The sequence below is a fragment of the Amycolatopsis granulosa genome (genome assembly GCF_011758745.1).
GTDB classification, from domain to species: Bacteria; Actinomycetota; Actinomycetes; order Mycobacteriales; family Pseudonocardiaceae; genus Amycolatopsis_E; species Amycolatopsis_E granulosa.
In genome coordinates this window covers 3,853,006-3,878,219 of the sequence record NZ_JAANOV010000001.1, presented here as the reverse complement: position 1 = coordinate 3,878,219, position 25,214 = coordinate 3,853,006, and the positions used below count along the sequence as shown (strand labels likewise).

Annotated in this window: 29 protein-coding genes and 1 riboswitch; of the genes, 15 read left to right on the top strand and 14 right to left on the bottom strand. The window is 72.8% G+C overall.

The window, feature by feature from the left end; genetic code table 11:
- Positions 1-20: 20 nt before the first annotated feature.
- Positions 21-227 carry a cold-shock protein gene (locus tag FHX45_RS19030; protein ID WP_017985292.1) on the bottom strand — a complete coding sequence of 69 codons (207 nt, stop codon included), beginning with the start codon at positions 225-227 and terminating at the stop codon, positions 21-23.
- A 93-nt stretch (positions 228-320) separates the two neighbouring features.
- Positions 321-917: an AIM24 family protein gene (locus FHX45_RS19025; protein ID WP_167103682.1), complete on the bottom strand. Its 597-nt coding sequence runs from the start codon at positions 915-917 to the stop codon at positions 321-323.
- 62 nt (positions 918-979) lie between these two features.
- Here FHX45_RS19025 and moeA point away from each other — a divergent pair, with 62 nt between their 5' ends.
- From moeA to pssA, 3 genes are all read left to right on the top strand, one after another.
- Positions 980-2,212 carry a molybdopterin molybdotransferase MoeA gene (gene moeA, locus FHX45_RS19020; protein ID WP_167103680.1) on the top strand — a complete coding sequence of 411 codons (1,233 nt, stop codon included), beginning with the start codon at positions 980-982 and terminating at the stop codon, positions 2,210-2,212.
- 475 nt (positions 2,213-2,687) lie between these two features.
- Positions 2,688-3,407: a phosphatidylserine decarboxylase gene (locus FHX45_RS19015; protein ID WP_167103670.1), complete on the top strand. Its 720-nt coding sequence runs from the start codon at positions 2,688-2,690 to the stop codon at positions 3,405-3,407.
- Between the two features lie 2 nt (positions 3,408-3,409).
- Positions 3,410-4,363 carry a CDP-diacylglycerol--serine O-phosphatidyltransferase gene (pssA, locus tag FHX45_RS19010; RefSeq protein WP_167103667.1) on the top strand — a complete coding sequence of 318 codons (954 nt, stop codon included), beginning with the start codon at positions 3,410-3,412 and terminating at the stop codon, positions 4,361-4,363.
- 22 nt (positions 4,364-4,385) lie between these two features.
- On the opposite strand, the gene FHX45_RS19005 is transcribed toward pssA, so the two are convergent.
- Complete coding sequence (locus FHX45_RS19005; RefSeq protein WP_167103664.1) at positions 4,386-4,997, bottom strand: TetR/AcrR family transcriptional regulator; 612 nt, start codon at positions 4,995-4,997, stop codon at positions 4,386-4,388.
- 47 nt (positions 4,998-5,044) lie between these two features.
- Between FHX45_RS19005 and FHX45_RS19000 the strand changes: the two genes are divergently transcribed.
- Complete coding sequence (locus tag FHX45_RS19000; RefSeq protein ID WP_167103661.1) at positions 5,045-5,662, top strand: nitroreductase family protein; 618 nt, start codon at positions 5,045-5,047, stop codon at positions 5,660-5,662.
- Here FHX45_RS19000 and FHX45_RS18995 read toward each other — a convergent pair.
- Complete coding sequence (locus tag FHX45_RS18995; protein WP_167103658.1) at positions 5,655-6,590, bottom strand: zinc-binding dehydrogenase; 936 nt, start codon at positions 6,588-6,590, stop codon at positions 5,655-5,657. The genes FHX45_RS19000 and FHX45_RS18995 overlap by 8 nt on opposite strands.
- A gap of 82 nt (positions 6,591-6,672) precedes the next feature.
- Here FHX45_RS18995 and FHX45_RS18990 point away from each other — a divergent pair, with 82 nt between their 5' ends.
- Positions 6,673-7,275: a TetR/AcrR family transcriptional regulator gene (locus FHX45_RS18990; protein WP_243869132.1), complete on the top strand. Its 603-nt coding sequence runs from the start codon at positions 6,673-6,675 to the stop codon at positions 7,273-7,275.
- Positions 7,276-7,279: 4 nt separating this feature from the next.
- On the top strand, positions 7,280-9,490 hold the full coding sequence (locus FHX45_RS18985) for an AAA family ATPase (protein ID WP_167103655.1): 2,211 nt from the start codon (positions 7,280-7,282) through the stop codon (positions 9,488-9,490).
- 7 nt (positions 9,491-9,497) lie between these two features.
- Here FHX45_RS18985 and FHX45_RS18980 read toward each other — a convergent pair whose 3' ends face one another.
- Together FHX45_RS18980 and FHX45_RS18975 are read right to left on the bottom strand one after the other, a co-directional pair.
- Complete coding sequence (locus FHX45_RS18980) at positions 9,498-10,175, bottom strand: LytR C-terminal domain-containing protein (protein WP_167103652.1); 678 nt, start codon at positions 10,173-10,175, stop codon at positions 9,498-9,500.
- Positions 10,172-10,489 (bottom strand): DUF3263 domain-containing protein, encoded by a 318-nt coding sequence (locus FHX45_RS18975; RefSeq protein WP_167103649.1) that lies wholly within the window; start codon positions 10,487-10,489, stop codon positions 10,172-10,174. The genes FHX45_RS18980 and FHX45_RS18975 overlap by 4 nt, the downstream gene beginning before the upstream one ends.
- A gap of 128 nt (positions 10,490-10,617) precedes the next feature.
- Between FHX45_RS18975 and FHX45_RS18970 the strand changes: the two genes are divergently transcribed.
- Together FHX45_RS18970 and FHX45_RS18965 are read left to right on the top strand one after the other, a co-directional pair.
- Positions 10,618-11,172 carry a peptide deformylase gene (locus FHX45_RS18970; protein ID WP_167103646.1) on the top strand — a complete coding sequence of 185 codons (555 nt, stop codon included), beginning with the start codon at positions 10,618-10,620 and terminating at the stop codon, positions 11,170-11,172.
- A gap of 108 nt (positions 11,173-11,280) precedes the next feature.
- Complete coding sequence (locus FHX45_RS18965) at positions 11,281-12,195, top strand: trypsin-like peptidase domain-containing protein (protein WP_167109186.1); 915 nt, start codon at positions 11,281-11,283, stop codon at positions 12,193-12,195.
- On the opposite strand, the gene FHX45_RS18960 is transcribed toward FHX45_RS18965, so the two are convergent.
- Positions 12,192-12,575: a Uma2 family endonuclease gene (locus FHX45_RS18960; protein ID WP_167103643.1), complete on the bottom strand. Its 384-nt coding sequence runs from the start codon at positions 12,573-12,575 to the stop codon at positions 12,192-12,194. The genes FHX45_RS18965 and FHX45_RS18960 overlap by 4 nt on opposite strands.
- 178 nt (positions 12,576-12,753) lie before the next feature.
- Here FHX45_RS18960 and FHX45_RS18955 point away from each other — a divergent pair, with 178 nt between their 5' ends.
- A complete protein-coding gene (locus tag FHX45_RS18955; protein WP_341771523.1) occupies positions 12,754-13,194 on the top strand; it encodes a LysE family translocator in 441 nt (146 codons plus the stop codon).
- Here FHX45_RS18955 and FHX45_RS18950 read toward each other — a convergent pair.
- Positions 13,144-14,304 (bottom strand): MFS transporter, encoded by a 1,161-nt coding sequence (locus tag FHX45_RS18950; protein ID WP_208405998.1) that lies wholly within the window; start codon positions 14,302-14,304, stop codon positions 13,144-13,146. The genes FHX45_RS18955 and FHX45_RS18950 overlap by 51 nt on opposite strands.
- Before the next feature lie 230 nt (positions 14,305-14,534).
- On the opposite strand from FHX45_RS18950, the gene thiC reads away from it, so the two are divergent.
- Genes thiC through thiD (FHX45_RS18935) form a run of 3 tightly spaced genes read left to right on the top strand, consistent with a single transcriptional unit; the run spans position 14,535 to position 17,852 of the window.
- A complete protein-coding gene (thiC, locus tag FHX45_RS18945; RefSeq protein WP_341771522.1) occupies positions 14,535-16,178 on the top strand; it encodes a phosphomethylpyrimidine synthase ThiC in 1,644 nt (547 codons plus the stop codon).
- On the top strand, positions 16,178-16,993 hold the full coding sequence (gene thiD / locus FHX45_RS18940; RefSeq protein ID WP_167103637.1) for a bifunctional hydroxymethylpyrimidine kinase/phosphomethylpyrimidine kinase: 816 nt from the start codon (positions 16,178-16,180) through the stop codon (positions 16,991-16,993). Before thiC ends, thiD (FHX45_RS18940) begins: the two co-directional genes overlap by 1 nt.
- Before the next feature lie 25 nt (positions 16,994-17,018).
- Positions 17,019-17,852, top strand: a complete 834-nt coding sequence (gene thiD / locus FHX45_RS18935; RefSeq protein ID WP_167103634.1) for a bifunctional hydroxymethylpyrimidine kinase/phosphomethylpyrimidine kinase — start codon at positions 17,019-17,021, stop codon at positions 17,850-17,852.
- A 20-nt stretch (positions 17,853-17,872) separates the two neighbouring features.
- On the opposite strand, the gene FHX45_RS18930 is transcribed toward thiD (FHX45_RS18935), so the two are convergent.
- The 4 genes from FHX45_RS18930 to thiO all read right to left on the bottom strand — a co-directional run bounded on the left by FHX45_RS18930 (position 17,873) and on the right by thiO (position 20,463).
- On the bottom strand, positions 17,873-18,304 hold the full coding sequence (locus FHX45_RS18930) for a MarR family transcriptional regulator (RefSeq protein ID WP_167103631.1): 432 nt from the start codon (positions 18,302-18,304) through the stop codon (positions 17,873-17,875).
- A gap of 86 nt (positions 18,305-18,390) precedes the next feature.
- Positions 18,391-19,152, bottom strand: a complete 762-nt coding sequence (thiG, locus tag FHX45_RS18925; RefSeq protein WP_167103628.1) for a thiazole synthase — start codon at positions 19,150-19,152, stop codon at positions 18,391-18,393.
- A 4-nt stretch (positions 19,153-19,156) separates the two neighbouring features.
- Positions 19,157-19,357, bottom strand: coding sequence for a sulfur carrier protein ThiS (gene thiS / locus FHX45_RS18920; RefSeq protein ID WP_167103625.1), 201 nt, complete (start codon positions 19,355-19,357; stop codon positions 19,157-19,159).
- A complete protein-coding gene (gene thiO / locus FHX45_RS18915; protein WP_167103622.1) occupies positions 19,357-20,463 on the bottom strand; it encodes a glycine oxidase ThiO in 1,107 nt (368 codons plus the stop codon). The genes thiS and thiO overlap by 1 nt, the downstream gene beginning before the upstream one ends.
- Positions 20,458-20,566: riboswitch (TPP riboswitch) on the bottom strand. Its footprint overlaps the gene before it by 6 nt.
- A gap of 31 nt (positions 20,567-20,597) precedes the next feature.
- On the opposite strand from thiO, the gene thiE reads away from it, so the two are divergent.
- Complete coding sequence (gene thiE / locus FHX45_RS18910) at positions 20,598-21,254, top strand: thiamine phosphate synthase (RefSeq protein WP_167103619.1); 657 nt, start codon at positions 20,598-20,600, stop codon at positions 21,252-21,254.
- Between the two features lie 103 nt (positions 21,255-21,357).
- Here thiE and FHX45_RS18905 read toward each other — a convergent pair whose 3' ends face one another.
- The gene (locus FHX45_RS18905; RefSeq protein WP_167103616.1) at positions 21,358-22,266 is read right to left on the bottom strand and encodes a hypothetical protein; all 909 of its coding nucleotides are present in this window, start codon (positions 22,264-22,266) and stop codon (positions 21,358-21,360) included.
- 169 nt (positions 22,267-22,435) lie between these two features.
- Positions 22,436-23,164, bottom strand: a complete 729-nt coding sequence (locus FHX45_RS18900; RefSeq protein WP_167103613.1) for a GntR family transcriptional regulator — start codon at positions 23,162-23,164, stop codon at positions 22,436-22,438.
- A gap of 128 nt (positions 23,165-23,292) precedes the next feature.
- Here FHX45_RS18900 and FHX45_RS18895 point away from each other — a divergent pair, with 128 nt between their 5' ends.
- Positions 23,293-24,300 carry an SIS domain-containing protein gene (locus tag FHX45_RS18895; RefSeq protein WP_167109180.1) on the top strand — a complete coding sequence of 336 codons (1,008 nt, stop codon included), beginning with the start codon at positions 23,293-23,295 and terminating at the stop codon, positions 24,298-24,300.
- Positions 24,297-25,211 (top strand): N-acetylglucosamine kinase, encoded by a 915-nt coding sequence (locus FHX45_RS18890; RefSeq protein WP_167103610.1) that lies wholly within the window; start codon positions 24,297-24,299, stop codon positions 25,209-25,211. Before FHX45_RS18895 ends, FHX45_RS18890 begins: the two co-directional genes overlap by 4 nt.
- Positions 25,212-25,214 lie beyond the last annotated feature (3 nt).

The window sequence follows — 25,214 nt, the reverse complement described above, 5'->3', positions numbered from 1 at the left end:
CGCAGCCTAGCCGCAACCGCTTACGACACCTTGCGGACGTCCGCTGCCTGTGTCCGGCCGTCCCGGCCTGCTTCGATCTGGAACTCGACCTGATCACCCTCGTCGAGGGTGCGGAACCCGTCCGACTGGATGGCCGAGTAATGCACGAACACATCGGGTCCCTCGGGGGACGCGATGAACCCGTAGCCCTTTTCCGAATTGAACCACTTGACCGTGCCAACAGCCACGGCTTCCTCCTTGCGAAAAACTCCGGAAGCCGTGCCCGCCCGGCTCCCGAGTGGAGGTAACGGTACCGGAGAAACGCGCGGGAGCAACAAGTTTCAGCGAGATTTACGCGCTTGCACCAAAAGCGTTCCCGGTCCGGCGAAGTCGAGCATCAGCCCTTCGCCCGTCCGGATGGACTGCTGCGCCGAAGGGTCGACCGCCCGCAGGCGGCACTGCACGGTGTCCGGATAGGCCAGTACGTGCCGGGGGTGCACCGAGATCAGCTCACCGGCGGCCAGGTGGAACTGGTCCACCGGACCGGCGCAGGCGAGCACGAGCGGGCCGGTTCCGCTGTAGTGCTCCAGGAAGCCCTGGGACGTTCCCTCGGCGCCGAACATCGCCCGCAGGCCGGGCCACGCACCGGCCCGCACGGACGCCGGCCGCGCGAACACCGCGTGCCGTGCGACGCACCAGCCCGTGCGCCCGTCGAACTCCAGCGCGTAGACGTCGCCGGCGACCGACGGCGCGAGGTCGAGCCAGCCGCCCTCGGCCGGCGCGGTGAACACCGACGGTGACTTGCGTCCGCCGGCCACCTCGGTGAGGCCGAAACTGCTCGCGACCATCGACTCGCCGGGCGCCTGCACGGCTTCACCGGGGCCCAGGATCACCCGGGCCACGCCGAACGCGGGTGTGTGCCGGGTGTGGACCTGCATGCCTCCTCCTCGTGGATCACCGAGCGGGGGGAAGTGTTGCACGGCCGCCCGGGCGGGGGAGGATGGTCCGCGTGATTTCCGTCGACACCTACCGCGCGGCCGTCACCGAGCTGCTCGGTACCGCCCCGGTCACCTCGCTCCCGCTGGCCGGGTGCGCCGGGCTGGTACTGGCCGCGGACGTGCCCGCGGGCGTCTCGCTGCCGCCATTCGACAACTCGGCGATGGACGGCTACGCGGTGCGGGCGGTCGACGTCGCGTCGGCGACCGCGAGCACGCCGGTGGAGCTGCCGGTCGCCGCGGACATCCCGGCCGGGCGCACGGACGTGCCGCCGTTGCTGCCGGGCACCGCGCACCGGATCATGACCGGCGCGCCGATGCCGCCGGGCGCGGACGCCGTGATCAAGGTCGAGGACACCGACGGCGGCACCGAGAAGGTGTCGATCCGGGAGCCGGCCCCGGTCGGCACGCATCTGCGCCGCACCGGTGAGGACGTCGCGGCGGGTTCGATCGCGCTGCACGCCGGCACGGTGCTGGGACCGGCGCAGCTCGGGCTGGCCGCGGCGGTGGGCCTGGACCGGCTGACCGTGTACGCGCCGCTGCGCGTGCTGGTGGTGTCGACCGGTTCGGAGCTGGTGACGCCGCCGCGGGAGCTGCGGCACGGGCAGATCTACGAGTCGAACAGCATAATGCTGGCCGCGGGCATCCGCGCGCTCGGCTGCGCGGTGGAGATCGTGCGCAGCGTCGCCGATGACGTGGCCGAGTTCCGTGCGGTCGTCGAACCGCGCCTGGCGGCGGCGGACCTGGTGGTGACCTCGGGCGGCGTCAGTGCGGGCGCCTACGAGGTCGTGAAGGACTCGCTGACCGGCGCCGGTGTCGAGTTCGTGAAGGTCGCGATGCAGCCGGGCGGCCCGCAGGGCAACGGCCGCTGGCAGGGCGTGCCGGTGGTGACGCTGCCCGGCAACCCGGTGAGCGTGCTGGTGTCGTTCGAGGTGTTCCTGCGCCCGGCGATCCTCGCCGCGCTGGGCCACCGCCAGGTGGACCGGCACCGGGTGCGGGCCCGGCTGACCGAGTCGCTGAGCTCGCCCGCCGGCCGCCGTCAGTTCCGCCGCGGGTTCTACTCGCAGCACGAGGGCCAGGTGACCGGGGAGGTCGGGCCGCGTGGCGGTCCGGGATCGCACCTGCTCGCCGCGTTCGCGCAAGCCAACTGCCTGATCGAGCTGCCGGAGGACGTGGTCGAGGCGCCGGAGGGCAGCGAGGTCGACGTGCTGCTCCTGCCGCTTGGTGCCACGGTGTGACTTTTTGTAACAGTTGTCCTACGACTGGTTACGAATTCGCTTACCGAAGCTAAAATTCAGCGCTTACGGCACCAGCCTGCCGTGCCGGGCCGCTGGGCCGTCGGGGGGTTCAGCGGCCCGGCACGGAGCATCGAGGGCTCGCACGCGCCGGATCAGGGCCACCGCGGTTTCGGTCGGCACCAGCCGGGGTATCGGGACACTGTTCACGTCGTCGCGCCACGCCGCCAACAGCTCGGAAAGGCGCTCTGCGCGGATGCGCTGCGGGGCCGACATGACACTTCCTCTCTGCTGCTACTACGGTCCGCACACTCGGATGTCACTCCCGGTCAGCGGCGCGGAGCCCGTTTGACGGGACGCGCAACGGGGCGCGCGGGCCTGCCGGTAGCGTGGATACCCGGATCGGTGACCCAGCACGCCTGACCCGGCGTCACGGACCGGTCACACCTTGGACACGAATCACCCGGGACCCGCTTCGATGAGCACCTCTTCGCCGGACAAGGCGAGCAACCCGATCACCCACGCGCTGCAACTCGCCCGCGAGACGCTGCCGCCGATGCACCCCGCGGGGCGGCCGTTCGTCGCCGGTGGGGTGGCCGCCACGCTGCTGTTGCGACGGCTGTGGAAGCCGCTGGGCCCGGCGGGCGCGCTGGCGACGCTGGCCGTCGCGGCCTTCTTCCGCGAGCCGAAGCGCGTGCCGCCGGAGCGGGACGGGCTGGTGCTGGCGGCGGCCGACGGCATCGTCTCCCTGATCGAGGAGGCCGCCCCGCCACCGGAGCTGGGCCTGCCCGCCGAGCCGCGGATGCGGGTGAGCGTGTTCCTGTCGGTCTTCGACGTGCACGTGCAGCGGGTGCCGGCCACCGGGGTGGTCGAGCGGGTCGCCTACCGGCCCGGCAAGTTCCTGTCCGCAGACCTGGACAAGGCCAGCGACGACAACGAGCGCAACTCGCTGCTGCTGCGCACCGGGGACGGGCACGAGCTGGTGGTCGTGCAGATCGCCGGACTGGTCGCCCGCCGGATCCTGTGCCAGGTCGCCGACGGCGAGAAGGTCCGGGCCGGTGACACCTACGGGCTGATCCGGTTCGGCTCGCGCGTCGACATCTACCTGCCGCCGGGCAGCGAGGTGCTGGTCCGCAAGGGCCAGCGGACGATCGGCGGCGAGACGCCGCTGGCGGCGCTGCCGGAGCGAGGAGCCTGATCATGGTCCGGGTGATGACACCGACGGTGCGGCTGCTGCCCAACGCGATCACGGTGCTCGCGCTGTGCGCGGGCCTGTCCGCCGCGCAGTTCGCGCTCAAGGGGCAGCTCGTGCTGGCGATCGGCGCGATCGGCGTCGCCGCCGTGCTGGACAGCCTGGACGGCCGGATCGCCCGCCTGCTCGACGCGACGTCGAAGATGGGCGCCGAGCTGGACTCGCTGTCCGACGCCATCTCCTTCGGTGTCGCACCGGCACTGGTGCTCTACATCTGGGCCGGGGACAGCTCCGGCGCCGGCTGGATCGTCGCGCTGACCTTCGCGGTGTGCATGGTGCTGCGGCTGGCCCGGTTCAACACGCTGCTGGACGTGGAACAACCGCCGTACGCGAAGGAGTTCTTCGTCGGCGTACCGGCGCCCGCGGGCGGCCTGTGCGCGCTGATGCCGGTGATCCTCACGCTGGAGTTCGGCGACGGCTGGTGGTCCAGTGCGCCGGTCGTCTACGTGTGGACGGTGGCGATCGCGCTGCTGCTGATCAGCAGGCTGCCGACGCTGTCGCTGAAGTCGGTCCGGGTGCCGGCGAAGGCGGCCGCGCCGCTGCTGGTCGGGGTGGGCCTCGCCGCGGCGGCGGTCATCCAGTACCCGCTGGTCGCGCTGGCCACCGCGTTGCTGCTCTACCTGGCCCACATCCCCTACGCCCTCCGGCGCTACCACTGGCTGGCCAACCACCCGGAGGCCTGGGGCGTGCCGCTGCGCGAGCGCCGGGCGATCCGGCGCAGCACCAGCCGGCTGCGGCTGCGGCGGCCGCGGTTCCCGCGGGTGGCCGGCAACCAGCGGCTGAACGTGCGCCGCACGCACGACCACGTGGTGCGCGGCGTGCGCACGTACCCGGCGGAGGGCCAGGACCGCTCGCGGCGGCGGAGCTGGCGCCGCATCGGCCTGCGCCAGCGCAACCGCTGACCGCGACCGGCCGTCGATCCGGCTAGCGCAGGCCGTTGATCAGCAGGTCGAGCTGGTAGGTGAAGTCCTGGACGCAGTCGATGGCGGCCATGGCGGGCATGACCCGGTGCAGGCTCGGGTGCTGCCGCGGCGTGACCGTGCGGCGGAACCATTCCATGACCGGCTCCGCGCGCTCGGCCGCCAGCCCGCCCGCGCCGACGAGCACCGCGCCGAACACCATCCCGATCAGCGAACGGTAGGCGCGCGCGGCGTGGTCTTCGTCGAGCCCGGCGTCCAGCAGCGCGCCGACGATCGCGTCCATGAGCCGGACCGCACCCTCGGACAGCGGGTTGGCCTGCTCGGCGGTGAGGGCGCGGACGACGGCCGGGTGGCGGTTGAGCGTCTCGAAGGCGTTCAGTCCGAGCGCCCGCAGCCGCTCGTCCCAGGGCAACCCCGGGTCGGGTAACGCCACCTGCTCGAACACCCGGGCCGCGACCCCGTCCAGCAGATCCTGCTTGCCGGCGACGTGGTTGTAGAGCGACATCGCCTCCACGCCCAGCTCGGCGGCGAGCTTGCGCATCGACAAGCCGCCCAGGCCGTTCTCCCCGACCAGCCGCAACGCGGCGTCGAGCACCTTCTCGCGTGTCAACGACATGGCTTACATGTAAGTACTTACAGCGTAAGTCCCAGAGAGGACGGCAGATGGACGCGGACACGGTACTGACCACCACCCGCTCGGTACGGCGCAAGCTGGACCTGGACCGGCCGGTCGAGGACGGGGTGCTCATCGAGTGCCTGCGCATCGCGATGCAGGCCCCGACCGCCGGCAACCGGCAGGACGCGATCCGCTGGCTCCTGGTGCGCGACCCCGAGCTGAAGGCCCGCGTCGCCGACCGGGTCCGGCAGGTGGCCGAGGCCGCGCAGCGCGAGTACGGCCACCTGGTCGCGCCGCGCTCGCTCGCCTCGGCGCGGTTCCTGAAGGACAACCTGCACCGCGTCCCGGCGCTCGTCCTCGTGTGCGTGGCCGGGCGGCCGGAGGGCGGCAACGCCGAGCTGACCGGGTTCTACGGCTCGATCTACCCGGCGATCTGGAGTTTCCAGCTCGCGCTGCGCGCCCGCGGGCTGGGCAGCACGATCACCGGCTACCACCTGTACGGCCACGAGGAGGAAGTCGCGCGCGCCCTGGGCATCCCGGAGGGGTACACGCAGATCGCGCTGCTGCCGGTGGCCTACACGACCCAGCAGGAGTTCCGGCCCGCGGCGCGGCCACCGGTCGAGGAGATCACCTACCTCGACCGGTGGGGGTCCCGCGTCAGCTGATCTCCAGGACGGCCTTGCCCCGCAGCCGGCGGCCGAGCAGGGCCGCGGTCGCCTCGGCGTGCCGGGACCAGTCACCGCGCCAGGTGATGCCCGGGTCGAGTCGGCCGTCGGCCACCTCGCCGGCGAGCCAGGTGAGGTCCTCGGCGAAGTCCTCCCTGGGCTCCGCGAGCAGGTAGAACGTGCTGATCGACCGGTTGTGGCGCCCCTCGGTGGCGAGGAACGTGCCGAACGGGAAGACCACGTCCTCGCCGGTGGCGCGCCCGACACCGACCAGCTGCCCACCGGCGTGCAGCGCCTGGAACGCGGCGACCATCTGCTCGCCCTCCACGTTGTCCAGCACGCCGTGCACCGGACGGCTCGCCTCGGCCGGGTGCTTGATCACCTCGTGGGCGCCGAGCGCCCGGAGCACGTCGGCCTGGGCCGGATCCCCGCTGACGGCGACCACTTCGGCGCCCGCCCTGGCGGCGAGCTGGACGGCGTAACGGCCGACACCGCCGGACGCACCGGTGATCATGATGCGCCGGCCGAGGGTCTGCCCGAACCGGCGCAGAACGCGCACCGCGGTCAGCGCGGCCACCGGGATCGTGCTGATGGCACCGCCGTCCGCGCCGGGCGGCACGGTGCCGATCATCGCGGTCGGCACCGCCCGCAGCTCGGCCCAGGCGCCACTGTGCGCCAGGGTGACCACGCGGGTACCGGCCGCGGGACCGGATCCGTCGGCCGCCGCCCGGACGACCACGCCGGTCGCGTCCCAGCCGGGCACGACCCCCTCGGGCATCTCCGGCGAGCTCACGCCGTGGGTCTCGCCGAAGTTGAGTGATACCGCCTCGACCCGCACCAGCGCCTCGTCCGGCTCCGGCACGGGATCGGGGACCTCGGCCAGCCGCAGGTGGGACTCCACCGAGTGGTCGACGACCAGTGCACGCATGTTCTCTCCTCCTGAGTGTCTTTCGGCCATTGTGCCACCGAGTGGCATTTGCTTACAAGCGGCATCAACTACACTCGTGGCGATGACAGCCATGCCGACGACCGGGCACCCGCTCCCCCTGCGCGAGCGGAAGAAGCTGCGCACGCGCCAGGCGCTCGCGGAGACCGCGGTCGCGATGTTCACCGAGCGCGGTTTCGACTCCACGACGCTGGACGAACTGGTCGAGGCGGTGGAGGTCTCCAAACGGACCTTCTTCCGCAACTTCACGTCCAAGGAGGACGTGGCGCTGGCCGCCGTCAAGCAGCTGTGGGACACCGTCCTCCAGGTGCTGGCCGAGCGCCCGCCGTCCGGACCACTGCTCGGCGGCATCAAGGACGCGCTGCTGACCGCGATCGACCGGATGGACGACCACTGGTACCGGCAGTTCCTGCCGACCGTCCGGCTGATCGACGCGCACCCGGCGCTGCACGCCCATTCGCTGCGGTACTGCGCCGAGGTCGAGGAGGAGATGATCCGGCTGCTGCCCGGCCCGCCCACGCTGGAGCTGCGGCTGCTCGTCGAGATCGCGGTGGTGGCGTGGAACGTGGCGCTCGCCGGGTGGAGCCCGTCCGGCGACCGGGCACAGCTGCCGGTCCTCGTCGACCGCACCTTCGCCGCCATCCCGGCCGCGCTCGCCCTAGAGTGAGGGCGTGCGCGCGCCCCAGATCACGTTGACCATCCGGCACACGCCGTCCGCCCTGGACACCCGGCGCGGCATCGTGCGCCTGCACCCCGAGGTGCTCGACGCGCTGGGTCTGCGCGCCTGGGACGCGGTGCACCTGACCGGCGCCCGGGTGAGTGCCGCGCTCGCCGCACCCGCAGACGCGAGCGGGACGCCCGGCGTGGTGTACGCCGACGACGTGACGCTGTCCAACCTCGGCGTGACGGAGGGCTCGGAGGTCGTCGTCGCCCCGGCGGACGTCACGCAGGCCCGCTCGGTCATCGTCGCCGGATCCCGCCTGGCCAGCGCATCGCTCTCGCCGAACACGCTGCGGCTCGCGCTCACCGGGAAGGTGCTGACGGTCGGCGACGCGGTGTCGCTGCTGCCGCAGGACCTGGCGCCCGCGCCCGGCTCGGACGTCACCTCGGTGCGCGGCCAGCTGTCCCGTGCGATCGGCGCGGGCTGGACCACCGAACTGCTCACCGTCACCGCGACCGAACCGGCCGGCCCGGTCGTGATTGGACCGTCCACTGTGGTCGACTGGCGGGATGGCGCGCACACCGCCGCGCCCGCCGCACCCGCAGCGCCCGCCCCGCGGGTGGCGGCCGCGGTGGCGCCGGAGCCGGACGAGCCGGCCCCGCCGGTCAGCGACCTGTGCGGCGCACAGGACCAGGCACGCACGCTCGCCGAGTGGGTCGACCTCACCTTCCGCCGCCCCGACCTGCTGTCCCGGCTGGGCACCTCGGCGCGGCTCGGCGTGCTGCTGTCCGGCGCCGAAGGAGTCGGCAAGACGACTCTGGTGCGGTCGGTCGCCGCGGCGGAGAACCTCCGGGTGGTCGTGCTGGCCGCACCGTCGATCGCCGTGCTGGAGCCGAACGCGATCGCCACCCGGCTCCGCGACGCGATCGACCGGGCCGGGTCGGGCGGGCCCGCGGTCCTGTTGATCACCGACGTCGACACGCTCCTCCCGGCGGCCCAGCCACCGCCCGTGGCCACCGTGGTGCTGGACGAGCTGCGCGGCGCGCTGACCCGGCCGGAGCTCGCCGTCGTCGCGACCACGGCCCGCCCCGAGGCGTGCGATCCGCGCCTGCGCGCCGCCGATCTGCTCGACCGCGAGCTGGCGATCCCACAGCCGGACGTCCGGGTACGCATCGAACTGCTGCGCGTGCTGCTGCGGGACGTACCGCTCGACCCCACTGTGGACCTAGGGGTGATCGCGGAGCGCACCCCGGGTTTCGTGGCCGCGGACCTGCTCGCGCTGCGAAGGGACGCCGCGGTCCGCGCCGCCCTGCGGCAGCGGGACGTGACCGAACCGCGGATCGCCCAGCAGGACCTGCTGGACGCGTTGCAGTCCGTCCGCCCGATCTCCATGTCCACTTCGGACAGCCTGGCGACCGGCGGGCTGACGCTGGACGACGTCGGCGACATGACCGAGGTCAAGCAGTCGCTGACCGAGGCGGTGCTGTGGCCGCTGCGGTACCCGGACTCGTTCGCGCGGCTCGGGATCGCGCCGCCGCGCGGTGTGCTGCTGTACGGGCCGCCGGGTGGCGGCAAGACTTTCCTGGTCCGGGCGCTGGCCGGCGCGGGCGCGTTGAACGTGTTCGTGGTCAAGGGCGCGGAGCTGCTGGACAAGTGGGTCGGCGAGTCCGAACGCGCGGTGCGCGAGCTGTTCCGCAAGGCCGCCGACGCGGCGCCCTCGCTGGTGTTCCTCGACGAGATCGACGCGCTCGCGCCGCGCCGCGGGCAGTCGGGCGACTCGGGCGTGTCCGACCGGGTGGTGGCCGCGCTGCTGACGGAGCTGGACGGGGTCGAGCCGATGCGGGACGTGGTCGTGCTCGGCGCGACCAACCGGCCCGAGCTCGTCGACCCGGCCCTGCTGCGCCCCGGGCGGCTGGAGCGCCTGGTGTACGTGCCGCCGCCGGACGCGCCGGCGCGGGCCGAGATCCTGCGCGCCACGGCCCGGCACACGCCACTGGCGTCCGATGTGGACCTGACCGCCATCGCCGGCACCCTGGCCGGCTACTCGGCGGCCGACTGCGCGGCCCTGATCCGGGAGGCCGCGTTGACGGCGATGCGTGAGTCGCTGGACGCCGCGGAGGTCACCGCGGCCCACCTGGAGAAGGCGCGCGAGACCGTGCGCCCGTCGCTCGACCCGGCACAGCTCGCCGCGCTGGAGGCCTACGCGGCGAACCGGGCCTGAGGGTCGGTCAGGAGCCCTTGACCTGGGAGCCCTTGTAGTCGTTCGTCACGATGACGATGACGCCCGGGCTCGCGTCCCGGATGCCCTCGAAGCGCGGTTCGACCTTCATGCCGAACGCCACGGCCATCGAGCGCGCCGCGGTCTCCTCATCCGTGCCCGGCGTGTAGTACACCGTGGTCGTCGGGATGACGCCGTACGGGTAGTTGCCGGACTCGACGACGTTCCAGCCGTTGGCCTTCAGGTCGTCGGCCGCGCGGGCGGCGAGCCCGTGGATGGTGCTGTTGTTGTAGACGCGCACCGGCACCCACTTGCCGGCGGTCTGGTCGGCGGCCGTCCCGCCCTGGTTCTGGCCGGGCGTCCCGGACGTGCCGCCCGGCTGGCCCGGCGCACCACCGGGGCCGCCCGGGGCCGCCGTGTCCGTCGGCTGGCCAGGCGGGGCCACCTCCGACGACGGCGGCGGCGGCGCCGGGCTCGACGCCGGCGGTTCGGCGGAGCTCGGCGCGGTGGTCGGCGCCGGCGACGGCGCGCCGCCGCCGGCGGTGGAGCTCGGCGCCGCGGCCTGGTCGCTGTTCTCGCCGCCGTTCAGCGCGGTGATTCCGCCGATCACGACCGCCACCAGAGCGACCCCGATCAGCACCACACCGGTCAGGCGCAGCGGGCGGGACAGACCCTGCAGAAAGTTCATAGCGCTTCGATCCCCAGTCGCCGGGCGACCCGCTTGCGCTGCCGCGTGCTGCGCATCCGGCGCAGCCGCTTGACGAGCATCGGGTCGGCGCGCATCGCTTCCTCTTTGTCGAGGAGCTGGTTGAGCAGCTGGTAGTACCGGGTGGGCGAGAGGCCGAACTCCTCGCGGACGGCCTGCTCCTTGGCGCCCGCGTAGCGCCACCACTGGCGTTCGAACGCCAGCATCTTCAGCTCGCGGGGCGTGAGCCCGCCCTCGTCGCCGGTGGGCCCGGGCGACGGCCGGTCGCCCTCCGCCATCGACTCCGCGGCGTCCATCTGACTCCTCAACTCGCAAATCACACGGTTGTCATCCCGCGGGCGCCATTCAACCACGGGTCGAGGGTGCGGTTGTGGGATCACGGCCCGGCGCGTCACGGGTCGTGCGCTGGGTACGATCGCGGACTGTGACCATCCACCCGATCCGGATCGCCGGCGACCCGGTGCTGCACCAGCCCACCCGCGAGGTGGAGAAGTTCGACGACGAGCTGCGCACCCTCACCGACGACATGTTCGAGACGATGTACGCCGCCGAAGGCGTGGGGCTCGCGGCCAACCAGATCGGCGTCGACCTGCGCGTCTTCGTCTACGACTGCCCGGACGACGAGGGCGTGCGGCACAAGGGCCTGGTGGTCAACCCGAAGCTGGAGACCTCCGAGATCCCGGAGTCCATGCCCGACCCGGACGACGACTGGGAGGGCTGCCTGTCGGCGCCCGGCGAGTCGTACCCGACGGGGCGGGCGAAGTGGGCGAAGGTCAGCGGCGCAGACCTGGACGGCAACCCGATCGAGGTCGAGGGCACCGGGTACTTCGCGCGCTGCCTGCAGCACGAGACCGACCACCTGGACGGCTACCTCTACCTCGACCGGCTGGTCGGGCGCCACGCGCGGGACGCGAAGCGGATGCTCAAGCGCAACAAGTGGGGTACTCCCGGCCTGTCCTGGCTGCCCGGCGCGGAGTGAGCTTTCGCCCTCGGTGAACGGGGCGGGTTTCCGCGGGCTGCGAGCGCACACTGGTTACAGGTGTAACGGTGTAATTGCCCGGGTGATTGCAGGGTGGCGGTGGTGGCGGTGGATGACGCCGATGCCCTCGATGCCTACTCGCGCTCGGTGAGCTCGGTGGCCGCCGAAGTGACCCCGCACGTCGCGAGCGTGCGGCTGGCCCGCGGCAGCGGATCGGCGGTCGTGTTCGCCGACGACGGTCACCTGGTGACGAACGCGCACGTGGTGGGAAGCGGTGCGCACGGCGTCGCGACCTACGCCGACGGTACGGAGACCCGGTTCACGGTGGTGGGTGCGGACCCGCTGTCCGATCTGGCCGTGCTGCGCGCGTCCGAGGCGCCGCCCGCCGCGCGCCTGGGCGACGCGGACAAGCTGGTCGTGGGTCAGCTGGTGGTCGCGATCGGGAGTCCGCTGGGGCTGGCCGGGTCGGTGACGGCCGGTGTGGTCAGCGCACTGGGCCGGTCGCTGCCGGTGCGCACGCGCAGCGCCGGACGGGTGATCGAGAACGTGATCCAGACGGACGCGGCCCTGAACCCGGGCAACTCGGGCGGGGCGCTCGCGGATTCGGCCGGCCGGGTGGTGGGGGTCAACACCGCGGTCGCGGGCTTCGGGCTTGGCCTCGCGGTGCCGATCAACGACACCACCCGGCGGATCATCGACACGCTCACGGTGGAGGGCCGGGTGCGACGGGCCTACCTCGGCGTGGTCGGGGTCCCGGCGCCGCTGCCGGACGACGTCGCCGAGCACACCGGGCAGCGGGCCGGGCTGCGGATCGTCGAGGTGGTGCGCGGCGGGCCCGCCGAGCGCGCCGGGCTGCGGCCGGGCGACCTGGTGCTGACCGTGGGGCGTGCGCGGATCACGGACGCGCAGGACATCCAGCGGCAGCTGTTCGCCGAGGTGATCGGCACCCGCCTGGCGATCACCGTGCTGCGCAACGGCGCGATGGTGGACGTGTTCGCGACGCCGAGCGAGCTGGTGAACTAGAAGGCGGCGGTGTCCAGCACCAGGCCGAACGGCGCGGGCAGCCGGATCTGCTCGCCGAAGGCCACCTGCTCGGAGCGACGGTAGTGCCCGTCGACCGGGTCGGTGAAGAGCGTGACGGACGGTTTCGGTTCGCGGTAGTGTTCGATCAGGAGGTAGAGCGGAACCGGCGCCTTCGCGTAGGCCCAGAGCTTCTCGACGCGATCCGTGCGGGCGCGATGGGCCTTGTTCGCGATCTTGTTGTGCCCGTTGCCGGGCGGCGGCGTCATCGTCACTCCCCCCTCGGTGATCTCCGCACGCCACCCTTCCGGCACGTCGAGCTCCTGCCAGGTACGCAGCAGGGCTTCCCACTCCCAGCCGTAGCTGGTCACGGCGCTGCTCATCTGCCCCACCTCCTCGCTCGGCTTCCCAGGAACAGCGGCATCCATCATCAGAACTGCAGCCTGGAAGGGCGTTTTCCGTGGTCAACCGCGGTCCGGCCCGTCAGCCCGCGGCCCTCAGGCGAGCGTCAGCAGCGGCTCGCTCGGCTCCGCGGGCAGCGTGATCATGCAGTCGTGCCCCGTGGGCAGTTCCCAGATCTCCGAGGGCGTTCCGTTGGGCTGCACCGCGGGCATCGGTGAGACCCGCCCCGCGGATCAGGCCGACGACGTCGTCGACGTGCTTGCCGAGCCCGACCTCCGCCGCCACGTCCCGGTGGACGAGCCCAGCCCGGGCGCCGGGTTCCGGGCCGGCTTCCTGATCAACGTCACCAACCCGAAGGCCGGGATCTTCGCGATCTCGTTCCTCCCGCAGTTCGTCCCCGCCCACGCCGCGGGCCCGCTGCCGCTGCTGCTCCTCGTCCTCGTCTGGATGCTCACCGACACCGTCTGGTACACCGCGCTCGCCCTCGCGCTCACCCGCGTCGGGCGCTGGCTGCGCACCGCCACCGTCCGGCGGCGGCTGGAGAAGACCTCAGGCGGCTTGTTCGTGGCGTTCGGCGTGGCGATGGCGGTGGAGAGCTGACACGGCCAGCCCGCCGAGCACGCCGACCGCTCCCAGCAGCGGCAACGCGCCCAGGGGCGCCCCGGCCGACAACGCGAGCCCGCCCAACCAGGCTCCCGCGCTGATCCCCAGGTTGAAGATCGACGTATAGACCGCGACCGCCAGCGTCGGCGCCCCGGCGGCGGCCACCACCACGCGCGTCTGCAGCACGGGGACCAGCGCGAACGCCACCGCACCCAGCACGAACACCCCCACCACCGCACCGGCTCGCGCCCAGCCGATCGCCGCGAACAACACCAGCGCCGCCGCCAGCCCCGCGATCAGCACCCGCAGCGAACCCCACGGCCACCGGTCCGCGAGCCGCCCGCCGGCCAGGTTCCCGCACAGCGCCCCGGCCCCGAACACCACCAGCAGCACGACCACCGCGCCGGGCGGGAGAATGCGGCCGAGCACCGGCGACAGGTACGTGTAGGCGACGAAGAAGCCGGTCTCCGCCACCAGCGTCACCGCCAGCAGCACGAGCACCTGCCGCGTGGCCAGGGCCCGCAGCTCCGGCCCGAGCCGCGGCGGTTGCTCGGTCCGGACGGCCGGCACCAGCAGCGCGACCGCGGCCATCGCCACCAGCGCCACGACCGCCAGCGACCAGAACGACGTCCGCCACCCGTACGCCTCCCCCACGAGGGTGCCCAGTGGCGCGCCGAGCACGGTCGCGAGGTTCAGCCCGGTCGACACGAAGGCAATGGCCCATCCGCGCCGCGACGGGTGGACCATCGACGCTGCCAGGACGAGCGCGATCGCGACGAACGTGCTGTGGGTCAGGGCGGTGACCACCCGCGCCGCCAGGAGCACCCCGAACCCGTCCGCCGTCGCCGCGAGCGCGTTGCCCGCCGCGAACACCGCGACCAGCCCCAGCAGCGCCGCCTTGCGCGGCACTCGCAGCGTCGCGGCGGTCACCAGCGGCCCGCCGGCGGTCACCGTGAGCGCGTACCCGGCCACGAGCAGCCCGGCCGAGGGCACCGGCGCCCGCAGGTCAGCCGACAGCGCGGGCAGCAGTCCGATCACGAGCGTCTCCGCCGTGACCACCACGAAGAGGCAGGCACCCAGCGCGATCAGCGCGGCCATGGTTCGCATGATCGCGAACCTGAGGTCTGACACCGGTGCGAAGCTCCAGCCCGGGTGAGCGGTCTCACCATCGCGCTCTTGAGGTCTGGAGCGCGTCGTGGCATGGTCGGACCGACAACCGAACAACGCGGGAGCTCGCGCCTTGGCGGGCTGAGAGGGCGGCTGGTGTCCGTTGGGACCCGGCGCCGCCGACCGCCGAACCTGACCGGGTAATGCCGGCGTAGGGAGTGACTTCGCCAGTGACGACGCTGGAAAACGGCAAGAACGTCGCGCCGACCGTGACCACCGGGCCGATCACCGGTTCCCGCAAGGTCTACCACCACACCGAGAACGGGCTTCGCGTCCCGGTGCGCCGCATCGATTTGAGCAACGGCGGCCACTTCGACGTCTACGACACCTCCGGCCCGTACACCGACCCGGACGTCACCATCGACGTCCACAATGGACTCTTCCGGACCCGTTCCGGCTGGCTGGACGGCCGCGAGCACAACACCCAGCTGGGCTTCGCCAAGGCCGGCGTCATCACCCGGGAGATGGAGTTCGTCGCGGCGCGCGAGCGCGTGAGCCCCGAGTTCGTGCGCGACGAGGTGGCCGCCGGCCGCGCGGTGATCCCGGCGAACCGGAAGCACCCGGAGAGCGAGCCGATGATCATCGGGAAGAACTTCCTGGTGAAGGTCAACGCGAACATGGGCAACTCGGCCGTGTGGTCGTCGGTCGAGGAGGAAGTGGACAAGATGGTGTGGGCGACCCGGTGGGGCGCCGACACGATCATGGACCTGTCCACCGGCAAGCGGATCCACGAAACACGCGAATGGATCCTGCGCAACTCCCCCGTGCCGGTCGGCACCGTGCCCATCTACCAGGCGCTGGAGAAGGTCGACGGTGATCCGGCGAAGCTGTCCTGGGAGGTGTACCGGGACACCGTGATCGAGCAGTGCGAGCAGGGCGTGGACTACATGACCGTGCACGCCGGCGTGCTGCTGCGTTACGTCCCGCTGACCGCGAACCGCGTCACCGGAATCGTCTCCCGCGGCGGCTCGATCATGGCCGCCTGGTGCCTCGCGCACCACCGGGAATCGTTCCTCTACACGCACTTCGAGGAGCTGTGCGAGATCCTGCGGGCCTACGACGTCACCTTCTCCCTCGGTGACGGGCTGCGCCCGGGTTCGATCGCCGACGCCAACGACCGCGCCCAGTTCGCGGAGCTGGAGACGCTCGGCGAGCTGACGCACATCGCCCGCGCCCACGACGTGCAGGTGATGATCGAGGGGCCCGGCCACGTGCCGATGCACAAGATCAAGGAGAACGTGGAGCTGGAGGAACGGCTCTGCGGTGAAGCGCCGTTCTACACGCTCGGTCCACTCACGACGGACATCGCACCGGCATACGACCACATCACCTCGGCCATCGGCGCCGCGCAGATCGGCTGGTACGGCACGGCGATGCTGTGTTACGTCACCCCCAAGGAGCACCTGGGCCTGCCCGACCGCGACGACGTGAAGGCCGGGGTGATCGCGTACAAGATCGCGGCGCACGCCGCGGACCTGGCGAAGGGCCACGCGTACGCGCAGGAGTGGGACGACGAGCTGTCCAAGGCCCGGTTCGAGTTCCGCTGGACCGACCAGTTCAACCTCTCGCTCGATCCGGACACCGCGCGCGCCTACCACGACGAGACCCTGCCCGCGGAGCCCGCGAAGACCGCGCACTTCTGCTCGATGTGCGGCCCGAAGTTCTGCTCCATGCGGATCACCCAGGACGTGCGCAAGTACGCCGAGGAGCACGGTCTGTCCACGGTGGATGCGATCGAGGCCGGGATGCAGGAGAAGTCGGCGGAGTTCGCCGAGAGCGGCAAACAGGTGTACCTCCCGGTGGTCCAGCCCTGATGACCGCCACCCCGAAGACCGCGCTGACCATCGCCGGAAGCGATTCCGGCGGTGGCGCGGGCATCCAGGCCGACCTGCGCACGTTCTTCGCCTGCGGCGTGCACGGGATGACCGCCGTCACGGCGGTCACGGTGCAGAACTCGCTGGGTGTGCAGGGCTTCACCGAGATCCCGCCGGACGTGGTGTCGGCGCAGATCCGGGCCGTCGCCGGGGACATGGGTGTGGACGCCGCGAAGACCGGCATGCTGGCCACGGCGGAAATCATCACCGCGGTCGCCAAGACCCTCGACGAGGTCCACATCGGACGGAACGCGAGCGTTCCGTTCGTGGTGGACCCGGTGGCGGCCTCGATGCACGGGGACGCGCTGCTGCGCGAGGAGGCGCTGGAGGCCATCCGCACGGAGCTGTTCCCGCGCGCGACCCTGGTGACGCCGAACCTGGACGAGGTCCGGCTGCTCACCGGGGTCGAGGTCACCGACCGGGACAGCCAGCGCGAGGCCGCGCGGGCGCTGCTGGCCCTGGGTCCGATGTGGGTGCTCGTCAAGGGCGGGCACCTCTACGACGACCCGGAGTGCGTGGACCTGCTGTCCGACGGGGTGCAGTACATCGAGCTGTCCGCGCGCCGCATCGACACGCCGCACACGCACGGCGGTGGCGACACGCTCGCCTCGTCGATCACCGCGTTCCTCGCCAAGGGACTGGGCGTGCCGGACGCGGTCGACGAGGGCAAGCGGTTCATCGAGCGGTGCGTGGCGGAGGCGTACCCGCTGGGCGAGGGCGTCGGGCCGGTGTCGCCGTTCTGGCGGCTCGCCTGATCGGCCCGTTTGCGACACTGGGGGCATGAGCCACCACGCGAGTCCGCCTGCCGCCCTGACCATCGCCGGATCCGACTCCGGTGGCGCGGCGGGGCTGCAGGCGGACCTGCGCACGTTCCTGACCTGCGGGGTGCACGGCCTGGTCGCGGTGACCGCGGTGACCGTGCAGAACACCCTCGGCGTGCACGACCGGGCCGACATCCCGGCCCGGATCGTGGCCGGGCAGATCGAGGCCGTTGCCGCCGACATGGGCATGCAGGCGGCGAAAACCGGCATGCTCGCCTCGGCGGAGATCATCGAGGCGGTCGCGGCCGCGTGTGACCGGGCGGAGATCGGCCGGGACACCAGGGTCCCGTTCGTGGTCGACCCGGTGGCCGCGTCGATGCACGGGCACCCGCTGTTCGACGCGGCCGGGCTGGCCGCGCTGCGGGAGCTGCTGCTGCCGCGTGCCGCGGTGATCACGCCGAACCTCGACGAGGTGCGCCTGCTCACCGGGCTCGAGGTGACCGACCGCGCCGGCATGCACGACGCGGCGGTCGCGCTGAAGGAACTCGGCCCGAAGTACGTGCTGGTCAAGAGCGGGCACCTGACGAGCGACCCGGAGTGCGTCGACCTGCTCTACGACGGGCGGTCGTTCGTCGAACTGCCCGGGCCGCGGTTCTCCACACCGCACACGCACGGCGCCGGGGACGCGATGGCGTCCGCGCTGACCGCGGGTCTGGCGCGGGGCATGCCGGTGCCGGAGGCCGCGCGGTTCGGGAAGTGGTTCGTCAGCAACGCGGTCGCCAACTCCTACCCGATGGGCGCGAAGGTCGGCCCGGTGTCCGCCTTCTGGCGCCTCGCCCCCGAGGACCGCTGACCGAGCTCGGCCGCCGAGCGTCAGGCTTCCTCGCCCGCCAGCAGCGCCTCCAGCGCCGGCAGCGCCTGGCCGAGCGCGGCCTGGTGCTCCGGCGACAGGCGGTCGATGCGTTTCTGCAGCTCGTGCACCCGGGTGGAGCGCAGATCGAGCAGCATGCGCTCGCCCGCCGGCGTGGCCGTGGCCAGCCACGCCCGGCGGTCGACCGGATCGGGCTCGCGGCTCGCCCAGCCCGCGTCCACCAGCGACGCGACGATCCGCGACATCGTCGCGGCCGCCACCCCCTCCTTCGCCGCCAGGTCACCCAGCCGCATCGGTCCGAGAACGACCAGGGTGGACAGCGCGGAAATGGAGCCGTGGCCGGGACCGGGCGTGCCGGCCTGCCGCAGTGACCGGGACAGCCGGCCGACGGCGAGGAACAACCGTCCAGCGACATCCTCGGTTGACTCAACCACTCTCGAGCTCCTTCGCCTCGCGGACCGTGCGGGGTGCGGTAAACCATACGGGCTCGTCACGGCAAGCCGAGGTGAAGTCCGGGTTCTCAGCGCGGCGGGCTCGACGCGTGCGCCCAGAACCGCTGCGGGATGCGCCCCGCCTGCCGCGCCAGCCGCCCGGCGGTCACCGCCGACCGCATCGCGTACGCCATGCGTTCGGGGTCCTGTGCCCGCGTGACGGCCGTGGCCAGCAGCACCGCGTCACAGCCGAGCTCCATCGCCAGCGCCGCGTCGGAGGCGGTGCCGATCCCCGCGTCGAGGATGATCGGCACCCCGGCGCGGGCCACGATCAGTTCGATGTTGTGCGGGTTGCGGATGCCCAGCCCGGTGCCGATCGGGGCACCCAGCGGCATCACCGCGGCGCAGCCCGCCTCCTCCAGCCGCAGGGCGAGCACCGGGTCGTCGTTGGTGTAGGCGAACACGGTGAACCCGTCCGCGACGAGCTGCTCGGCCGCGTCGAGCGTCTCGACCGGGTCGGGCAGCAGCGTGCGGTCGTCGGCCTGCACCTCGAGCTTGATCAGGTCGGTCTCCAGCGCCTCACGGGCCAGCCGGGCGGTGAGCACCGCCTCGGCCGCGTTGCGGCAGCCCGCGGTGTTCGGCAGGAGCCGGATGCCGAGGCGGCGCAGCAGATCCAGCACACCCGAGCCGCCCTGGGCGTCGGCGCGGCGCATCGCGACGGTCGTCAGTTCCGTCCCCGACGCGACCAGCGCGCGTTCCAGCACGGACAGGTTCACCGCGCCGCCGGTTCCGATGATCAGCCGCGAGGAGAGCTTGTGCTCACCGATCACGAGCTGGTCGCCGTCGAACATGACCTCACCCACCTTGCACCGCCGTCAGGATCTCCAGACGCGCCCCGGCCGGCACGACCTGCTGGGCCCAGGTGCCGCGCCGCACCACCTCGCCGTCGAGCGCGACCGCAACACCGCGGTCGGGCGCGTCGATCGCCGTCATCACGTCGGCGACCGTCGAGCCGTCGGGGAACGCCCGCCACTCGCCGTTGACCTGCACTTCCATCAAACTCCTCCTGGTTCCAGCCGGGCCGGGTCCGCCGCCAGCGCCTCCTGCGGCGGTTTCTCCCCGGCCAGCCACGCCACCACGGCGTCGGCGGTCACCGGCGCCATGAGCAGTCCGTTGCGGTGGTGACCGGTGGCGGCGAGGACGCCGTCCCCCAGGTCCCCGATGAACGGGAGCGTGTCGACGCTGGCCGCGCGCAGCCCGGCGGCGGTCTCGACCAGCTCGTACTCGTCGATGCCGGGGAAGATCCGCTCGGCACCCTCCAGCAGCTCGCGCACACCGCGGGCGGTGACGGTCTCGTCGAACCCGGCCTCGTACTGGGTCGCGCCGAGGACGAGTTCGCCGTCCGCCCGCGGCACGAGGTACACCGGCCGCCCCTCGACGACGGCGCGGACGGTGCGCGCAGGCGGTGGCAGGCTGGTGCGGCGCGCACGCAGCCGGAGGATCTCGCCCTTCAGCGGCCGGACGCCGCGCGCCAGCAGCGGGTGGAGCCGCGCGCTGTGGGCGCCGGCCGCGATCACCACGACATCGCAGCGCAGGTCGCCGTGCGCCGTCCGGACGAGGCCCGGTTCCACCCCGGTGGCCTCGTCGCTGGCGAACTCCGCGCCGCGGGCGGCCGCGGCGGCCTGGAGCGAGCTCAGCAGGCGGCGGTTGTCGACGGCCAGGTCGCCGGGCACGAGCAGGCCGCCCCGCACGGCGGCTAGCCCGGGTTCGAGCGCGCGCAACCGGCGGCCGGTGACCTGCTCCACGTCGCGGCCGACCGAGCGCAGGTAGCCGGCCACGATGTCCAGCTGGTCGGCGTCCGCGCGATCGAGGGCGACGACGACCGTCCCCGCGAAGGACAGGCCGGGATCACCACCGTCGCGCGCAAGCGCTTGCGCGAAGTCCGGCCAGCGGCGCAGCGACTCCTCGCCGAGGGCGAGCGACTCCTCCTCGCCGGGCCAAGCCTCGGTGACGGGGGCCAGCATCCCGCCGGCCACCCAGGACGCACCGCGGCCGGGTGCGGGGTCGACGACGGTGACGCGCTGGCCGGCCGCCGCGGCGCGCCAGGCCACGGACAGGCCGATGACACCGCCGCCCACGACGGTCACGTGGTGCTTGCTCATCAGAATCACGCTCCCTGCGCCGGCATGATCCGGATCAGGTTCCACGGTCGGAGCGCTCCCAGCTCCCTCTCAGCCCGTGGCCCGGGCTCCCGTGCGGACACCCACACCCTAACCCGCGAGATAGGGTTCAGGCCATGCCAGGGCTCAGCGGGGACCAGATCCGGAAGCGACTCGACACGGCACGGCTGTACCTGTGCACCGGGGACCGGCCGGACCTGGCCGAGTTCGCCGACGCCGCACTGGCCGGCGGCGTGGACATCGTGCAGCTGCGGGACAAGCGGGACGACGTGCCGCTGGAGGCCCGCCAGGAGCTCGCCGCGCTGGAGATCCTCGCGGAGGCGTGCGCCCGGCACGGGGCCCTGCTGGCGGTGAACGACCGGGCGGACATCGCGGCGGCGGTGGACGCGGACGTGCTGCACCTGGGCCAGGACGACCTGCCGGTGCCGCTGGCGCGCCGGATCATCGGCGACGAGCCGGTGATCGGCCTGTCCACGCACGACGTCACCCAGGCACGGGCGGCGGCAGCGGAAGACGGTGCGGACTACTTCTGCACCGGTCCCTGCTGGCCGACACCGACCAAGCCGGGCCGCCCCGCGCCGGGACTCGACCTGGTGCGCGCGGCCGCGCAGTTCGGCACCGTGCGGCCGTGGTTCGCCATCGGCGGCATCGACGCGGAGCGGCTGCCGGACGTGCTGGCCGCCGGAGCGTCCCGGGTCGTGGTGGTGCGGGCCATCACCGAGGCGGACGACCCCGAGGCGGCCGCCAGGGCACTGCGCACACAGCTCCCCTAGCCGTCCCCTGGCCGGCACGAACACGGGAACGGGCCCTCCGCGAAACCTCGCGAAGGGCCCGTTCCCGACCGTGGGTCTGCGACCGTGGGTCTGCGACCGTGGGTCAGGGGCTGGCCGGCGCCGTCGTCTGTGTCGGCGAGGCCGTGGAGGGCTGTTGCCGCGCACTGCCGCTCGGGGTGGTCGTCACCGGCGCCTCGGTCGCCTCCTCGCTCGACGATGTCGGCCTGCTGCTCGTGCCGGCCGGCGCCTTCTCGTGCGGCGTGGAGCTCCGCGTTCCGGAGGGGACCTCGCTGGTCTTCTTCTGCTCGGTGCCCCCGCCGGATCCGCCGACCACCCGGCCCAGCGTGGTGCCGTTCCCGCCGGACACGGTGCTCCCGGTGGCGGTCTCGAAACCGGTGATGGCCAGCATGCCGACCACGAACGCCACGACGCTGGTGGCCGCCGCGAGCGCCCACCGCGTCTTCCACCAGGGCTTCTTCCCCGATGCCGGCGCCTCCTCGGTGGCGGCCGGTGGGTTCACCGGCTTCGGGATGAACACCGTGCGTTCACCACGCGCCGAGCCGCCCTGTCCGGCGACCGGCAGGCGCCGGGTCGTGCCGCCCAGCGGCGGCGGCGCGACCGGGTGCACCACCCGGGTCCGCTGCACGTCCGTCAGCTGCGCGGCCGGTCTTCGCTGCGTCGTCCCGTTCTGCTGCTGGTGCCTGATCAGCGGATGGGTCGACCGCGGCGCCGCCACCGGCGGGACCACGTTCGTCTGCTGCCGGGTCTCCGCCACCGCCAGCAGCTCGGCCGTCCGCCGGGCCGCCGCCCGGGTGCGCCGCAGCGACCGCAGGTAGATCTCGCTCCCCACCGTCGTGACCACGCTCGCGATCCCGGCGCCGATGACCGTCCCCGCGACGCCCAGCGTGGAGCCCAGGAAGGCAGCCGTCACCGCGGCCAGCGCCGACGCCACCACCTGCGCCGGAGACAGCCCGGACTTCTTTTCGCCGCTCTCTTCCTTCACCTCGGTCATGATCGCGGTGTGTTCGCTCTCCCTCTCGTGGTTACCCCGTCGTGCCCAACGTGTTTGTCGATTGAGATGCTCCCCGTGTTGCGGGATGGTGACGGAAGCCACTCTCATCGTCCACAATAGACCGACTGCGGTTAACGATTCCTTGACACGTCAAGAGATCTTGTGAGGGTCAGGGGCGCCGCAGGGTGGTGACGAACTTGTACCGGTCACCCCGGTAGATCGACCGCACGAATTCGACCGGTTTGCCGTCCGTGGCGAACGAATGCCGGGACAGCAGGAGCATCGGCGTGCCCACGTCGGCGCCCAGCAGGTCGGCCTCCTGCGGCCCGGCGAGGGCGGTCTCGATGGTTTCCTCCGCACTGTCCATTTCCACGCCGTAGTGCTCCCGCAACACCGCGTACAGCGAACCGCCCGACGACACGTGCTTGCGCAGGCCGCGGAACCGGCCCAGCGGCAGGTGCGTGGTCTCCAGCGCCATCGGTTCGCCGTCGGCCAGCCGCAGGCGGCGCATCCGCAGTACCTTGGCGCCGTTGCGGATGCCGAGCAGCTTCGCCAGCTCGGGCTCGGCCGTCAGCTCCTCCACCTCGAGCAGCTTCGACGACGGCTCACGGCCCTTCGCGCGCATGTCCTCGGTGTAGGAGGACAGCTGCAACCGCTGCGCCAGCTTCGGCTCGGCCGCGAACGTGCCCTTGCCCTGGACGCGGTGCAGCCGGCCCTCGGCGGTCAGGTCCGCGAGCGCCTGGCGCACGGTGGTGCGGGAGACCGCGAACTCGGTGGCCAGCGCGCGCTCGGTGGGGATCGGCGAACCCGGCGGCATCGTCTCCAGCAGGTCGAGCAGATGCTGCTTCAACGCCCAGTACTTGGGCTCGCGCTGACCGCGCGCAGGTGACTCCAACATGACCGAACTCCTCCTCGAACCGCGCCCCTGGCGCAGGATGAAACTACCCTTTCCTCCGGGGCGCGCGCCCGGGGTAACATTGGTCTAGACCTGCGAAGGGATCAGGGATGAGCAACCCCGGACAGCACATGGCCGCCGAGATCACCGATCAGCCGGCCGTGCTGGGTGGACTGGTGGCCCGCCGCGCCGAAATCGCCCAGGTCGCCCGGGAAATCGCGCGGCGACCGCCACGGTTCGCACTGCTGGCCGCGCGCGGGTCGAGCGACCACGCGGCGTTGTACGCGAAGTACCTCATCGAGGTCCTGCTCGGCCTGCCGGCCGGACTCGTCTCACCCTCCACGGTGACCCTCTACGGCGCCCGCCCCGACCTGCGGGACGTGCTGCTGGTGTCGGTCAGCCAGAGCGGCGGCTCGCCCGATCTGCTCGAGTTCACCCAGACGGCGCGCAAGCAGGGCGCACTGACGGTCGCGGTGACGAACACACCGGCCTCCCCCCTGGGCGGCGCCGCCCAGCTGTCCGTGGACATCGGTGCGGGCACCGAGACCGCGGTGGCCGCCACCAAGACCTACTCGGCCACGCTGCTCGCGTTGTACCTGCTCGTCGACGCGGTCCGGGGTGGCGACGCGTCGGCGGCGGCGGACATCGAGCCGCTGGCCCGGCAGGCACTGGAGATCGACGTGCAGCGTGCGGTGGACCGCTACCGCTTCGTCGACCGGATCATCACCACCGGCCGCGGCTACTCCTACGCGACTGCCCTGGAGTCGGCGCTCAAGCTCGCCGAGACCAGCTATCTGGCGGCCCGCGCGTACAGCGGCGCGGACCTGCTGCACGGCCCGGTCGCGGCCGTGGACGAGGAGACCGCGGTGCTGGCGATCACCAGCGCCGGCCGGGGCGCCGCCGCGCTGAGGGACGTCCTGACCGCCGTCGCCGACCGGGGCGCGGACGTGCTGGCCCTTGGCTCGTCCGCGGACGACGTGCCCGCCGCGGTCCGCATCCCGGTGCCTTCCGTGGCCGAGGAAATCGCGCCGGTGCTGGAGGTGCTGCCGGTGCAGCGGATCGCGCTCGGGCTGGCGCTGGCCCGAGGGCTCGACCCGGACCGCCCGCGCGGGCTGCACAAGGTGACCCGGACCCGATGAAGTTCGTGCTGGGAGTCGACGCGGGTGGCACGTCCACCCGCGCACTGGCCGTCGCCGCGGACGGCACCGTGCTGGGCACCGGCCGGGCGGGCGGCGCGAACCCGAACTCGCACCCGCCGGCGGAGGCGGTCGCGAACCTGGCGGCGGCGATCCGCGGCGCGCACCCGGAACCGGCCGGTGCGAGCGCCTGCGTGATCGGCATGGCCGGCACGGCCAAACTGACCGATCCGGTCGTCGCGGCCCTGTTCGACCGCACGTGGCGGGACCTCGGGCTGGACCCGGTCGTGGTCCTGACCGACGCCGAGGTCGCGTTCGCCTCGGCCACCGACGTGCCGGACGGGACGGTTCTGATCGCGGGAACGGGCTCGATCGCCGGCCGCATCCGCGGGCACCGCATGGTGGCCACCGAGGGCGGGTACGGCTGGCTGCTCGGCGACGAGGGCTCCGGGTTCTGGCTCGGCCGGGAGGCGGTGCGCGCGACCCTGGCCGCACTCGGGCGCGACGCCGAGCTCGGGCCGCTGGCCACCGCCGTGCTCGCCGAGGCCGGGGTCGACCCGGCCGACCGGCGCCTGGCGTGGCGGCGGCTGATCACGGTCGCCAACGCCGAGGCCCCGATCCGGCTGGCGCGCTTCGCGCCGCTGGTCGCGGTGGCCGACCCGGCCGCGGCGGACATCGTCGAACGCGCCGCGGACCTGCTGGTCGCGACCGCACTGGCGACCCGGGACCCGGGCGAGGACTCGCCGATCGTGCTGGTCGGCAGCGTGCTCGGCGAGGACACCCGGGTGGGGGCGCGGGTGCGCGCGAAACTCGCCGGGTTCGAGGTCCTCGCCAGCTCCGACGGTGTGCTCGGAGCGGCCTGGCTGGCCGCGGTGGAGGCGTTCGGCGAAGACTCGGCCCGGCGACCGGGCTGAGTC